Origin of the sequence: Ectobacillus funiculus (genome assembly GCF_004138295.1) — a bacterium.
GTDB classification, from domain to species: Bacteria; Bacillota; Bacilli; order Bacillales; family Bacillaceae_G; genus Ectobacillus; species Ectobacillus funiculus.
On sequence record NZ_SCFM01000024.1, the window covers coordinates 1 to 14768 of the forward strand.

The following is a 14768-nucleotide window of genomic DNA, read 5'->3' on the forward strand; positions in this document are numbered from 1 at the left end:
ATGGGCAATTTTGCATTGTTTTTATTTGGGTTACAACCATTGCTACTTCTGCTTGTCTTAAGATTGAAAAAGAGGAAGCATGAAGTAAAGGTATAACACTGTACGGTTTCTTTTGGTTTCACTGTTGGTTTTTTTGCTTCCATCCCTTACTGAGTGTTGGAGCAACAACGAAATTGAAAAGAGTTCATAGATTTCTAAATACATCGACTTCCACTTTCGTTAATTATGTAAACAAAACAGCCCTTCAGATCATTTTTTACTCAGAGAAACATTTTTTATATAGGTTCATCATTGTAGATGTATGCAAAAACGTTGCTGTAGACCCACTCCACTTCCATTTGATAGTATTTTTAAATGAAAGCAAAACGGAGGATAAACAATGGAACAACAAAAATATGCAGATTTAAAACTGGGAGAACGTGGAGCGGTCATAAGTATTATTGCTTATATCTGTTTATCTGTTTTAAAATTATTTATTGGCTATACATTTCATTCAGAGGCTTTAAAGGCAGATGGCTTAAATAATACGACAGATATAATTGCTTCATTAGCTGTTTTAATTGGCCTGAAGTTATCTCAAAAGCCAGCTGATGAGGATCATCCTTATGGTCATCGAAAAGCCGAAACTGTTGCTTCCATGGTTGCTTCATTTATCATGATCGCTGTTGGTATTCAAGTGTTATATGAAGCGATTACTTCAGTTTTTAGTGAAAGAAATGCGTCTCCAGATTTAATTTCAGCTTGGACAGGTCTTTTTTCTGCTACAATCATGTATTTCATTTATCGTTATAATCGTAATTTAGCCAGGAAAATAAATAGCCAGTCAGTCATGGCTGCTGCTAAAGATAATCTTTCGGATGCTTGGGTAAGTATTGGAACAGCCATTGGAATTATTGGCTCCCAATTTGATCTTCCTTGGCTTGATCCATTAACTGCTGTCATAGTAGGGGGATTAATATGTAAAACGGGATGGGACATTTTTAGAGAAGCTTCCCTTCATTTAACAGATGGATTTGATCAAAAGGAGATAGAACGGTACACAGAAACCGTAAAAAACGTCTTTGGTGTGAAGGGCGTCAAGAATATACGCGCTAGAAATTACGGTAATCATACCGTCGTAGATGTTGTTATCCTTGTAAATTCTAATTTGGATATACGGAATGCTCATGATATTTCTACACAGGTGGAAAATGTCTTATCTCAAAAACATGATGTGTATGATGCTCATGTTCATGTAGAACCACATTAAGGATTGATATAGTTTTATCCTCTTATACATACATGAATACTGGCAAGATAAATTATATGAACACCCAAGCCCTCCGAATCACTGGAGGGCTTTTGGTAGTCTCCTAAATACATTAACTCCCGAGATATGAAAAAAATCCGGAGATAAGCCTACACTTACGCCAATGCCAAGTGTTTGAGAGATAAAAATTCGGCATGATAGAGAAAGACACTTGCAGTTGTAGTGTCTTTCCTCATTAAGGACAAGAAGTTTGGTATCTTTCTTTGTAAGGGCATAAATTATTTGCTTGGCTAAAATATTAGCTGGATAAGCCCTTTAATAACTATAAAAGATATCACACTCATCAGTGCCAGTACGATTATACCAACTATGATAATAACTACTTTTTGCATTGTCTTATTTATCCATCCTTTAAATAACATTTTAAGTAAAAATTCATAGGACTTAAATGAATCACATATTCAAAATACTAATGTCCTTTCATACATAAGTCAACTGCATAGGGAGGTCTGTATAGCAGCTGTTAGGAGTAATGATAAACAAATAGTACTGATAATCAGAGGTGTGTGGTAGTGCTTCATAAGCTTCTCCCTTTTTGGTTGCGATTTCAGCAATATTGTAACAGAAATTTCAGACAAAATTTAGAACATAATGTGAAGATTCATTGACACATATGAATACACGTGCATATAATGAGAACAAATACATGAATACTTGAATGGTTGTTCATATGTTCAAGGATTGTGAGGGGAAAACTATGGCAGAGGAAAAGTTAGAGATTTGTAGCGAGACATGTAGTCAACCCGTTATCCATCATGATGTTGTTGAGAAGGTGCAACAAACGCTTCGCCAAGATGAATCGCTAACAGATGTTGCAGAGCTGTTTAAGGTACTGGGAGACCGTACAAGAACGCGTATCCTTCAAGTGCTATTTGAAGCTGAGATGTGTGTATGTGACCTGGCCTACGTACTAGGTATGACACAGTCATCTATCTCCCATCAGCTGCGGGTCTTAAAGCAAGCAAAGCTCGTCAAAAATCGTAAAGAAGGCAAAGTGGTCTATTATTCCTTGGCTGATCACCATGTCAAACATATATTTGATCAAGCATTTCAGCATGTGAATGAAGATCGGAATTAAATAAAGGGAGAGAGTGGTATGGGGGAACCGGCAGTAAAGCGGGAGTTTGTCTTAGATGGGCTAGATTGCGCGAACTGTGCCCTAAAGATTGAGACTGGTGTCAAGGGGTTGGAGGGCGTATCTTCTTGTTCCGTGAACTTTGTGACAAAGACCTTAACGGTAGAAACGCAACAAGGCAGGGACGAGGAAGTGGCACAAGAAGCCAAACAGCTTGTGAAAAAGTTAGAGCCACATGTTCAGGTGAAAGAAAAGACTACAGGAAAGGCACCTTCTCGCAAGCAAGTGTTGGTACTGCAAGGGTTAGATTGCGCAAATTGTGCAGCAAAAATAGAAAAACAAACAGGGGAATTATCTGGGGTTACAACCAGTACGTTAGATTTTGTATCGAAGAAGCTTATGATTGAAGTGGAAGATGACAAACAGCTACCAAGCATTGTTGAACAAGCAACACAAATTGTAAACCGGTTAGAGCCAGATGTAGAGGTAATAAAAGAAGATAGCCTTGCAAAAGGTACGCTACATGAGGATCACAGGAAAGCAGAAATGCGCAGCAAAATATTACGAATTTCTATCGGTGGTATATTAACAGGTATTGCGGCTTTTGCTCCATTAGCATTTCCGTTCGACTTTTCTTTATTTGTAGTAGCGTACATTCTCATTGGAGGCGAAATTGTTACTCGAGCCATTAAGAATATTGCACGAGGTCAAGTATTTGATGAGAATTTCCTCATGGCTATTGCGACACTCGGAGCATTCGCTATCGGTGAATACTCAGAAGGTGTGGCTGTTATGCTATTCTATCAAATTGGAGAACTGTTCCAAAGTTTAGCAGTCAACAGATCTCGAAAATCCATCACTGCACTGATGGATATACGTCCAGATTATGCAAATTTACGAGTTGGAAACGAAACAAAGCAGGTTTCCCCAGAGGATGTTCGGATAGGTGACATGATTCTCGTCAAACCAGGAGAAAAGGTACCTTTAGATGGAAAGGTGCTGGAAGGTGTCTCTATGATGGATACATCTGCTTTAACTGGTGAGTCTGTGCCGCGTGAAGTAGAAACAGGTAGTGAGGTACTAAGTGGTTTTATTAATAAGAACGGAGTTTTAACTGTAGAGGTCACAAAGGAGTTTGGAGAATCTACTGTCTCAAAAATTTTGGACCTCGTACAAAATGCAAGCAGTCGCAAAGCGCCGACAGAGAACTTCATCACAAAGTTCGCACGGTACTATACACCATTTGTCGTCATTACTGCTGCAGCATTAGCATTTCTTCCGCCATTATTCCTAAGCGGAGCGACATTTTCGGATTGGATTTATCGTGCATTGGTATTCTTGGTTATTTCTTGTCCTTGTGCTTTAGTCGTATCCATTCCGCTCGGATTTTTCGGAGGAATTGGCGGTGCGTCTAAACGTGGTATTTTGGTAAAAGGTAGTAACTACCTAGAGGCATTGAACAATGTGAAGTATGTTGTATTTGATAAGACAGGAACACTGACAAAAGGAGTATTTGATGTCACTGCAGTACGTCCAGCGATAGGTATGACAGAAGAGGCATTGTTGCAGTATGCAGCATTTGCAGAAGTGCACTCTAACCATCCGATTGCTGTCTCTATCCGTAAGGCATACGGTCAAGACATTGACGAAACAGCTATTCAAAGTTACGAGGAAATCTCCGGGCACGGTACGATGGTAAGTGTAAACGGAGTAGAGGTTTTAGCAGGAAATGCTAAATTAATGAATAAATATGACATCCAGTTTACTGCACCAACGGAAGTTGGAACTATGGTTCATGTGGCTGTAAATGGGAACTATGCAGGTTATATCGTGATTTCAGATAAAGTGAAGGAAGATGCAGCACAAGCCATCTCAGCTTTGAAAGGGCTTGGTGTGAAAAAGACGGTAATGTTGACCGGAGATGCACAGCCTGTCGGAGAAGCAGTGGGAAAACAACTTGGTTTAGATGAAATATACGCAGAGCTATTACCACACCAAAAAGTAGAAGAGGTAGAGAAACTCGATGGTAAGAAACTCAAGAAAGAAAAGCTTGTATTCGTCGGAGATGGTATTAATGATACACCTGTATTAGCACGTGCTGATATTGGTATAGCAATGGGTGGTCTTGGATCAGATGCGGCTATTGAAGCGGCTGATATTGTCATCATGACAGATGAACCATCTAAAATTGCAACGGCAATCGGTATTGCGAAACGTACACGGCGTATTGTGTATCAAAACATCATATTTGCACTGGGAGTCAAAAGTATTTTCTTATTGCTCGGTGCATTCGGCATTGCAACCATGTGGGAGGCGGTATTTTCTGATGTGGGAGTGACGTTACTCGCTGTTCTGAATGCCATGCGTGTACTGAAGGTAGATTGAACGTAACAATACGAAGGCCAACCATCTTAGTGAAGTCATACAGTATGGTTGGCTTTTTCTTTACCAAGGAATGATGAGGAAATGGATATGCTGCCTTCCATTGTATAAAACATAAATAATCTTCAGTGGGAAAATACTAGGAAGATATTATGTAAAGGAGAGAGGACATGGGACATTCTCATAACCACGGTCACGACCATGGCCATACACACACCCATAATGCCAATAAGAAAGCATTGCTTTTGGCATTTTTACTTACCACAGGTTTTATGTTGGCAGAAGCGGTAGGGGGATACCTGACAAACAGCTTGGCACTTCTTTCAGATGCTGGTCATATGTTAAGTGACGCTGTATCTCTTGGTTTGAGTTTACTTGCGTTTAAAATAGGAGAGAAACGCCCCACTTCAGAGAAAACATATGGATATAAAAGAATTGAGATACTAGCAGCTTTGTTTAATGGCATTGCTTTAGTCATTATCTCTATTTACATATTAATTGAAGCCATTCGACGATTCCAAGAACCTGTGGAGGTAGCTGGAGTTGGTATGCTGAGCATCGCAATTGTAGGACTATTGATAAACATTGGAGCGGCTTTTATCTTAATGCGGGGAGATACGAGTGAAAACCTCAATCTACGCAGTGCCTTTCTGCACGTATTAGGAGATTTGTTAGGTTCAGTCGGAGCGATTGTTGCGGCATTGCTTATTTTATTCTTTGGATGGGAGGTTGCGGACCCTATCGCTAGTATTCTCGTATCTATTCTCGTAATCGTAAGTGGTTGGAGAGTGATAAAGGACACATTACATATCTTGATGGAGGGAAAACCGCGCAATGTCAATCTAGAAGCGATTCGAAATTCTCTAGCAACCATTCCATCGGTACGGAATGTTCACGATTTACATGTATGGGCGGTCACATCTGATTTTCCGACTCTTACATGTCATATTACAGTAGAACCAGGAACAAATACGCAACGTGTCCTTGGAGAAGCAACAAAGCGGATTCGAGAACAGTTTCATATTGAACATGTGACGATTCAAATAGAAGATACAGAACATTGCCATAATGAAGATCATTGCCATACGTAAGGGAGTCAGTTTTACAAAGGGGAAATACGCGACCACAAACCGTTTACGATAGAGGTAAAATAGTCAAACTCATCTTGCTTGTTCAATTATGAAGAGAAAAACGATTCCTTAGCATGTGTAGGGAATCGTTTTTTATAACACTTATAGTAATTTGCTTCAATTTTATCAACCGAAGAATGTTTGAAACAGAAGAAACACATTTAAGGCTATAATTAACGTTGCCACACACCAGGCAAGAATAGTTGTAATGCGACGATTAACCAAACTGCCCATCAAACGACGATTACTAGTAAACATAATTAAAGGAATTAAGGCGAATGCAATCCCAAATGACAGTACTACTTGACTCATGACTAGTGCATGTGTCGGATTTACACCAAGAGCGATTATGGTCAGTGGAGGTAGCATCGTAATGCATCGTCTGAGATACAAAGGAATTCGTCTTTTAATAAATCCTTGCATAATAATATCACCAGACATTGTCCCTACCGATGAACTAGATAAACCAGAAGCAAGGAGACTAACCCCAAAGAGAATGGATGAAACCGGACCAACTAAGTGACCTAGCTGCTGAAAAGCAACATCCAAATCTTGAACCTGTAAGCCGTTTTTAAAGAAAAGTGCTGCCGCTACAATCAGCATACTAGCATTAATGGCTCCCGCAATAAACATCGCAATTAAAATATCAATAAATTCAAAACGAAAAATCTTTCTCCGGTCTTCCTCCGTTGTTCCAACTACTCTTCGTTGCGTTAGGGCAGAATGAAGGTAAATAGCATGTGGCATCACCGTTGCACCGAGAATCCCAGCTGCCAATAAAACACTGTCTACACCCTTAAATTGAGGTACAAGAAACCCGTTTAATATCGGAGCGAGCTCTGGTTTGGCAAAAAAGAGTTGAGTGATAAATGCTAGTACAACAATAAAAAGGAGACCCGTAATCCCTGCTTCAAGAGAACGGAATCCTCGACGCTGAAGTTCAAGGATAGCAAAAGACCCTACTGCAGCAATCAATGCTGCCGGAAGTAAAGGAATACCGAAGATTAAGTATAAGCCTAAGGATGCACCAATAAATTCTGCAAGATCTGTAGCCATGACGACCAACTCGGCTTGGATCCATAGACCAATCGAAACAGGTTTAGGAAACTGCTGACGGGCGACTTCAGGAAGATTTTTACCGGTTGCAATTCCTAACTTTGCTGACATGGATTGAATTAAAATAGCCATTAAATTGGAAACAAGCACTACCCATAAAAGTAGGTATCCATATTTTGATCCTCCAGCGATATTGGTTGCAAAGTTTCCTGGATCAATATAAGCAATGGCTGCCACAAACGCCGGTCCTAGAAAAGGGAGTAGTCTTTTTATTCCTTGAGTTTTTCCTCCTAGAACCGCTTGTGCAGATTGAATTGTTGTGTTATTAATAGAAGATTGTTCTTTTGTAGCTGTATTCTCATTCATGAATAAATCCTCCTAGATATCAGACACCCTATGTTTTCCTACACGCATATGTTTTGTTCTAGACCAACTTTTAGAGAAAAAATTCCCCCTAAAAGTTTCTTGTATACAAATAATATTCCCTAAACCATCTTTTATGCAATACCTAATTTATTCTAATAGTTGAAATAGTGTGATATTGAAGAGGAATCGCTACTACATGTAAAATTCAGTTTCAAATTTTGAGGATTATAAGTGTAATCCAGTTACAACATCATATTGTAAGCAAACTAGGTGCTCTTGTGAAAACAAGGGGGAACAGGGAATCGGGTGCAAGTCACGAACGGTTCCACCACTGTAATTGAGGAGTTTTCTATCATTTATGTCACTCAACCACACCGTTGAGGAAGACGATAAAGCGCGATGATTCCAACCTATGGTTGTTGTAAACACCAAAACAGCCTTCGCGGAAAGGAGAGGTGTGTAAGGGCAGTAAAAAGAATATTCTTAGTTGTCAGTGAGAGACTATCTGTTGTAAGAAAAATAAAAAGGAGGAATTGATTATGCCTCACTTCACTGACCATCACCATACAGGAGAAACTGTGTCGGAACCTGGTACTTATATTTGTGCAACAGGAGAAAAAAAGGAGCTTAAACAAGGAGAGACTTTTCCAGATTGTCCATCCACTGGACACGCTACAACTTGGACCCATGCAAGCCATTCTCATAGAACTGGGGAAACTGTTATGGAATCAGGTCATTATGTAGATGCAGATGGTGAACATGTGGTTCTTCAGAAGGGAGAGAAATTCCCAAGCTGTCCTTCCACAGGAGAATCAGTCATTTGGACACATGAACATTGAACTACCCCCACCTACTCGCTAACGCTCCTTGAGGTGGGAGATTCTGTATCCTCTTCCTAGGAAGCGAAATACAGAGCCGTTCAACAGGCTTCCCATAGGACAAATAGGGAGAACTCACACGTTCTTGTACGTGACAAAGTCACCGAGGTGACCTTGTCTCATACAAGTAGTGATAGTTGCTTCTCTTTTTTCACCCTATACGTGTTGCGATGTTCTTGCACCAATGCACCCACCATTCTGGAGCTCAATCCTTCTGGCTTTTGCGGCAAAATGATGGTGATGCAAGAACAGATGATGCCATTCCAAACGAAGTCAGGCTTCCCTTTCTTCTAACCAAACTTTTGGCACATACTTCTGCAAACTATCACGTTCTGCTTGTGTCAGCCCATAGTTACAAATCTCCTTGTTGAATAATGGATAAGATTGGCCCGATACATGATAGAATAGGTGCGAACGAAGTACGCTGAATGCCTTCGTCAAAACACCCCATTGCTTCCAGTGGTGCTCCCCATCCTTGCGTTCTGTATAGGCTTGCAGTCCTTTTGGCACCTGTTCCTTCAGGTTCATGCCGCGCCTGCCAATGACGTAGGACGCTGCTTGATGGATCGAAATATGCATCTGTTTCATATACTTCATCTTCCCGATCTGGCTTGTGAAGGCAGGATTCACCTCAAATACAGCGATTCCCATTTTGGCCGCTCGGCTGTGAATACCATCCTGCATCTTTTTATAGGCAAACAGGCTCATTCTTCGATTTTGCTTCCGATTACGGTAACGGCCGGCAGACTTGGAGAGGGTTGTGTCCAATGCTTCTAACACAATCGGCTTATTCCTTTGAACGGCGATGTCCACCAAACGAATCGCTTCTGCTTCTAGAATTTTGGTGATTTGTCCGCTTCGTTTTCCTGCTAAGGAGAAATAGAGACAAGAGGAGGAAAGTAATTGTCCTTGTCCATTCACACTTCTTTTCAGAAAATCTGTTAAAAGAACTGTCTTCTTTAGAAATACTATCACCAAGTTCATCTTGTTACCTGTATTCTCAGTTAAAATTCCAAGATTCTACTTATCCAACCAACAGAGAAATCTCTGTTATGCGAGTGACATGACTATTCTCAAAAAATTAGGCATACACATGGAAAAAGTGGAATAGGAAGGAGGGCACCTAGATGGAGAGCATAATGTTACCAATTATGACAGCTGCACTTGCCTTTGGCGGGTTGTTAGTAGGAGGAACGGTGGGTATAACAGCTCGAAGTATGGTGACCAATCAAATGTATAGTTTGTATGCCTTTTGCGGAGGAATGTTGGCAGGGCTACTTACTTTTGAACTCATCCCAGAGACACTTTCTGAGTATGAGATGACAGGACTCTTCCTTGGGGGAAGTATAGGTATTTTGTTGATGGTATTACTCCATATGCATTTTCATCATTCGCACCATCAAGAAGGAAGAGAAGGTGAAGCGTGGCGGTCCTTTCTATTCTTATCGCTTGCAATCTATATCCACAATGTTCCAACAGGTGTAGCATTCGGTATATCCATGAAGAACTTTGACACAGCAATACCCTTTTTGTTTGCTGCTGTTATTCATCATATTCCAGAGGGGCTTGCGCTAGCGATACCTTTCTTATTTACCAGGTTTCATATTGTATATTTTCTTTTGACGATTACATTACTATCACTTGTATTAGGAGTTGGAACTGTACTTGGCAGTGTCTTAAGAAGTGACCATATTCATTTAAATGGTGTGCTCATGGGCCTTGCGATTGGAACATTGGGGTATGTAACTGTGAACGAGATGTTATTAAAAGCACAGAAAAAGATGAGTGTATTTAGTTTCTCTTTATTGGCTGGTGGAGGACTTGTATTAATACTGTTATATATAGAGAATTTTATCCAGCACTAATATGAATCATCATGGAAAGGGATAAAGGATGCAAGAGATTCATAGATCATGCTATGACACAAACGGTTTGTGTAGATATTGCATTTCAAGCTGTTATGATGTATCAAAACGGCGTATCTGTTCAGGAAGTCCGAGCATCCATTGATAAACAATATGAGAAAGGTTCGGTAAAACCAACAGCCACCCCTATGCCAACCATGTAATGCTCAACAATCTATTTCTTTGAAAAAGTACATGTTTGTTTATACGAGTCTTGCGGAATTACTTGGCTAGTCATTTGTACATATAACTATGTTAGACTGATTGAATCTATACAAAAACAGTCTATACGAAATGGAAAGACTCTTATAGCTCCATTTAGCATAGACTGTTTATGATGTGTAGCAGCACCTAAATTAATGATCGCTCACTATGTTATCCTTCGATGCAAGCCAGAAAGCTGCAACAATTGATAAGATGACTATTAGGATCGGTGCATAGAAAATTAGAAAGTGACTCATCATATGTTCCCTCCCTATGCATGATTGTTCCGTTTTCCTTGGACATATTCCTTGTTAAACAAGAACAGTTTAACTAGAAGATACAAGGATGGGATTAGCAAACCAAGTCCTGCAATAAATGCAACAATTAATGCTGTTGCCATTGATTTATTCGTAAAGCTATCAAAAATTGTGAGGTATGGATATAGTAAGTATGGGTAGTGAGATATACCATAACCAAAAAACGCAAGAAAGAACTGACCTACCAATAGCCCAAAGGCCACTCCATAGGATTGTTTTCTCCATATCAGATAGACCGTTCCCATAAACAAAATCACCGATAAGCCAAACAGCCACCATAAATCCAATAATCGCTCATAATGTTCAGGATTATGTGCCTTCAGTTCGATAATAATACCCGAAGCCGTGATAAGGGTAGGTCCTGCCCAAATCAGTGCATACTTTCGTAAGAGTGCGGTTGCACGATCATCTTTCGCTTGATGTGCATACCAAGTCAGGAATACTGATGAAATATATAATACTGCTGTGAGACTGAGTACAACAATACTCCAAGTTAAAGGGCTTTTAAACAAGATCCAGTAATTGAGTGTGGGCCCCGTAGAGCCAACTTTTACAAAGCTACCTTCTGAAATGGTTAATACGATAGATAAGGACGCTGGAATAAGTAATCCAGAGATCCCATAAATAAATGTATACCTTTTTCTATTTGTAAGCCCACCATAAGTTGCAAATGCATAATAGGAACCACGGATTGCGAGCAGGATAATCGCAAGGCTTGCAGGTACAAGTAACACCGTTCCGTAGTAGTATGCTGTTTTTGGGAAAAACCCAACAATCCCTACGAAAAAGAAAACTAAGAATACGTTAGTAACCTCCCAGACAGGCGATAGATAGCGTTGAATGACCTTGGTTAAAATATGTTGTTGTCCTGTTAGCGTACTATATGCATTAAAGAAACCAGCCCCAAAGTCAACAGAAGCTATAATCACGTAACCGAAGAGAAAAACCCACAATACTGAAATACCTATTACCTCAAGTGTCATACTGTAGCACCTTCCTTCTCAGATGCTCTATCGACCAATTCGCGTTCCACAGGGTTTTTACGAAACATCCGAGTAAGGACGACTACACTGCCAATTGCTAAAATAATATATAATCCAGAGAACAAGAGTAACATGACATCTACTTGACCGCTTGTGGTTGCCGCTTCCTTTGTCCGCATAAGTCCTCGCAATATCCACGGTTGACGGCCTACTTCAGCCATCCACCACCCGGCTTCAATGCCAATGATAGAAAGAGGACCTCCAAGTACAATGAGCCAACGGAATAATTTAGACGATATCAACTTCCATTTTCGCCAGGATCCGATTAGGAAGACAAATGACAACAGAGTCATCCATACACCAATTGTAATCATGACATCAAATAAATAATGAATATAAAGAGGAGGAGTTTCATCCTTAGCAAACTGATCAAGCCCTATAACCTTCGCGTTTGGGGTGCTATGAGCTAGGATACTAAGTGCAAATGGGATTTTAATGGCATACTTTACTTCCCCATCATCAAGGACACCATACAGAATGAGGGGAGCTCCCTTTTCTGTTTCGAAATGCCACTCAGCGGCAGCTAGTTTCTCCGGCTGGTATTCTGCTAGGTATTTTCCTGAAAAATCTCCAATTACTGCGGCAGCAATCGAAAAGATTAAGCCCATCTTCATCGTAAGCAGTAATGCTTTTTTGTGGTAAACATGATTGGAACCCTTCAATAAACGAAACGCCCCTATAGACGCTAGTACAAATGCTGATGTCATATAAGCAGTAGCCAAAACGTGTGCAACCTTAGTAGGCATGGCAGGATTGAACATTGCCAATATCGGATTTACATTTACTAATTGCCCATTTACTATATCAAACCCTTGTGGCGCATTCATGAATGCATTAACAACGGTAATAAAGATTGCGGAGAAAGATGCTCCTATAGCTACTGGAATTAACAGTAACAGATGTTTTTTAGGATTCTTAAAACGATCCCATGTGTAGATATAGATGCCTAAAAAGATAGCTTCAAAGAAGAATGCGAATGTTTCCATGAATAGCGGGAGGGCAATAACATTTCCTGCCAGTTCCATAAAATTAGGCCAGAGTAGAGACAATTGCAATCCAATTGCAGTACCTGTTACAACACCAACAGCCACTGTAATAACAAAACCACGTGTCCATCGTCTTGCTAATAGAATATAATGTTCATCTTGCTTCTTAATGCCAACCCACTGAGCAATCATAATCATGAGAGGGATACCGACACCAATAGTTGCGTAAATGATATGAAAAGATAATGTAAGTTCCGTTAGTACGCGACTAAAAAAGACAGCTTCTTCATTTCCCATTTGAAATTCACCTTTCCTTATCCTGAAATGATTCGTCCAATAAATGATAATCCCATAATTGCAGCTACAATAAAGGCTAACCAAACCAAGGTACGTTCTTGTTTTTTATACACCCATGCACACCTCCCTTTTTGCTCAATTAATCACAAATTTTAGCATATAGACTTTGTTCAAAACTTCACAATAATTGGTGGAAGTTCACCTTTTTATCAATGTATCACATCCTTCTTTATGTTGAAGATTGGGGTTGTGACAACTTTACAACATTTCGATGGTAAAAATAGAAAATATGTTTTTGTTTTTCTTCTCCAATTATTCTCTTTGCAACAGCCATCATAATCATTAAGGAAGACTCATACCTTCCACTTTCATAATCACTTAAATTAGGGATTTGATCTAAAGATGGCAAGGTTAAGTATTATACATTAATGGTAAAGGAGAAGGGAGTATAGGCACATAAAATAATTCTGACAGGATCACCTGTAAGCGAAATTCGAGACTGTGACCGTTAATTTTTTTACAAGTAATCAAAGAGCTATTTACAACCTAATGCTAAATTAGCAATTAGGTTGGGTGGTACGCGTGGCTGCCAGCAGTACAAAGCATAGGTGGGGCTTGTGCTAAGGATGAGGCTGATAGAAGTCCTTTCTATCAAATGAATAAGGTTATCTTAAAAAGCTTTCCAGATTATGGATAGGGTTTTTAGGTATTTATTTCATAGTTACATTCTGGAGTCTACCAAAATTTAGGTTATGGTGCGAAAAAATATTATTCTATTTATTCGTAGATGTTCATAAATATAAAGAATTGAAGGGGGATAAAATGAAGGCAATTGTGTACACAAAGTATGGTCCCCCTGAGGTTCTTCAACTGAAAGGGGACATTATCGAGATATTACTAAGCTAACAGGTAGTGGACAATATCCGCGTTTTGCCGTTAGTATTTCATACAGACCCTTTTAAAATTTAGCAGAAATCTTGACGGCAATTAATAAGGTACCGTACAATAAGGTTACTTATGATATTGGAAGGTGAAATATATGAAGGAAAACATGCAGCCAGGCATTGAATCCAATATGAAACAGATGATTATGTCGGCTCCAGATAAACCGTCTGATGTATTGATTCAGTTACTGCGGGTCACACATGAGGTACAACATGAACTGACTTCCAAGCTATCGTACTTTGGTCTCTCAGACCGAAAGTTTAAAATCCTGGCAATTTTGTTGAAGCAGGAGCGCCCTCTGAATCCTTCAGAGTTAGCTGATTATGCAGGAGTCACTCGTTCCACCATAACAGGTTTGCTGGATGGGCTTGAAAAGGATGAATTTATTAGAAGGAGCATTTCTGAGGATCGAAGAAAAACAGCAATTCATCTAACAGAAAAAGGTCAGCAAATCGTGGGTACATTGGCTCCTCTTTATAGTACCCATATTACAAATATTTTCTCGAAGATGACCAAAGAGGAACAGTTGCTTTTGATGGATCTACTGGAGAAAATCCAGGGTGGCTTACAGTATGCAAAGGATCATAACGTGTTTCCTACATGATATGGTTGGGTTAAATACGGAACGCTATGAATGAGGTTTCATGCCTCCGTATTGCCATATAATTCGGTTCCGTACTATACACCTCCGTATAACTGTGTAATTCGGCACCGTACTATCCAATTCATTTTTTGCTGGATGGTTTTAGCATTGTTTTTACTATGAATCTCAAAGCAAAAGGATCCGTTAGACCGACTTTTATACATATCGGTCAATTGGAGTTGCGATGTATAACCTTATAAAAGGACTCTTGATCAGAAAGATAACGGTGTCTC

13 protein-coding genes and 1 riboswitch are annotated in these 14768 nt (G+C 39.7%); of the genes, 8 read left to right on the top strand and 5 right to left on the bottom strand.

Features of this window, described 5'->3' with window-relative positions:
* Positions 1–379: 379 nt before the first annotated feature.
* From EP737_RS15655 to EP737_RS15670, 4 genes are all read left to right on the top strand, one after another.
* Positions 380–1249: a cation diffusion facilitator family transporter gene (locus EP737_RS15655; RefSeq protein WP_129728909.1), complete on the top strand. Its 870-nt coding sequence runs from the start codon at positions 380–382 to the stop codon at positions 1247–1249.
* 757 nt (positions 1250–2006) lie between these two features.
* Positions 2007–2387 carry an ArsR/SmtB family transcription factor gene (locus EP737_RS15660; protein ID WP_129728910.1) on the top strand — a complete coding sequence of 127 codons (381 nt, stop codon included), beginning with the start codon at positions 2007–2009 and terminating at the stop codon, positions 2385–2387.
* Positions 2388–2405: 18 nt separating this feature from the next.
* Positions 2406–4769 (top strand): heavy metal translocating P-type ATPase, encoded by a 2364-nt coding sequence (locus tag EP737_RS15665; protein ID WP_129728911.1) that lies wholly within the window; start codon positions 2406–2408, stop codon positions 4767–4769.
* Positions 4770–4936: 167 nt separating this feature from the next.
* Entirely contained in the window at positions 4937–5857 is a 921-nt protein-coding gene (locus tag EP737_RS15670; RefSeq protein WP_129728912.1) for a cation diffusion facilitator family transporter, read from the top strand.
* Between the two features lie 165 nt (positions 5858–6022).
* On the opposite strand, the gene EP737_RS15675 is transcribed toward EP737_RS15670, so the two are convergent.
* Complete coding sequence (locus tag EP737_RS15675; RefSeq protein WP_129728913.1) at positions 6023–7318, bottom strand: Nramp family divalent metal transporter; 1296 nt, start codon at positions 7316–7318, stop codon at positions 6023–6025.
* A 252-nt stretch (positions 7319–7570) separates the two neighbouring features.
* A riboswitch (cobalamin riboswitch) is annotated at positions 7571–7746 on the top strand.
* A 111-nt stretch (positions 7747–7857) separates the two neighbouring features.
* On the opposite strand from EP737_RS15675, the gene EP737_RS15680 reads away from it, so the two are divergent.
* Positions 7858–8157 carry a hypothetical protein gene (locus tag EP737_RS15680; protein ID WP_129728914.1) on the top strand — a complete coding sequence of 100 codons (300 nt, stop codon included), beginning with the start codon at positions 7858–7860 and terminating at the stop codon, positions 8155–8157.
* A 312-nt stretch (positions 8158–8469) separates the two neighbouring features.
* Here the strand turns inward: EP737_RS15680 and EP737_RS15685 are convergent, their stop codons facing one another.
* Positions 8470–9180 carry an IS200/IS605 family accessory protein TnpB-related protein gene (locus EP737_RS15685; protein WP_129728915.1) on the bottom strand — a complete coding sequence of 237 codons (711 nt, stop codon included), beginning with the start codon at positions 9178–9180 and terminating at the stop codon, positions 8470–8472.
* Positions 9181–9323: 143 nt separating this feature from the next.
* Here EP737_RS15685 and EP737_RS15690 point away from each other — a divergent pair, with 143 nt between their 5' ends.
* Positions 9324–10061, top strand: coding sequence for a ZIP family metal transporter (locus EP737_RS15690; RefSeq protein ID WP_129728916.1), 738 nt, complete (start codon positions 9324–9326; stop codon positions 10059–10061).
* Positions 10062–10072: 11 nt separating this feature from the next.
* Positions 10073–10264, top strand: coding sequence for a PCYCGC motif-containing (lipo)protein (locus EP737_RS15695; protein ID WP_129728917.1), 192 nt, complete (start codon positions 10073–10075; stop codon positions 10262–10264).
* Positions 10265–10456: 192 nt separating this feature from the next.
* Here EP737_RS15695 and cydS read toward each other — a convergent pair whose 3' ends face one another.
* The 3 genes from cydS to EP737_RS15705 are packed head-to-tail and all read right to left on the bottom strand — an operon-like array spanning position 10457 to position 12947.
* On the bottom strand, positions 10457–10561 hold the full coding sequence (cydS, locus tag EP737_RS26930) for a cytochrome bd oxidase small subunit CydS family protein (protein WP_379949714.1): 105 nt from the start codon (positions 10559–10561) through the stop codon (positions 10457–10459).
* A gap of 14 nt (positions 10562–10575) precedes the next feature.
* Positions 10576–11604, bottom strand: coding sequence for a cytochrome d ubiquinol oxidase subunit II (locus tag EP737_RS15700; protein WP_129728918.1), 1029 nt, complete (start codon positions 11602–11604; stop codon positions 10576–10578).
* Positions 11601–12947, bottom strand: a complete 1347-nt coding sequence (locus EP737_RS15705) for a cytochrome ubiquinol oxidase subunit I (protein ID WP_129728919.1) — start codon at positions 12945–12947, stop codon at positions 11601–11603. The genes EP737_RS15700 and EP737_RS15705 overlap by 4 nt, the downstream gene beginning before the upstream one ends.
* Before the next feature lie 1039 nt (positions 12948–13986).
* Between EP737_RS15705 and EP737_RS15710 the strand changes: the two genes are divergently transcribed.
* Positions 13987–14496: a MarR family winged helix-turn-helix transcriptional regulator gene (locus EP737_RS15710; RefSeq protein WP_129728920.1), complete on the top strand. Its 510-nt coding sequence runs from the start codon at positions 13987–13989 to the stop codon at positions 14494–14496.
* The last annotated feature ends 272 nt before the right edge of the window (positions 14497–14768 follow it).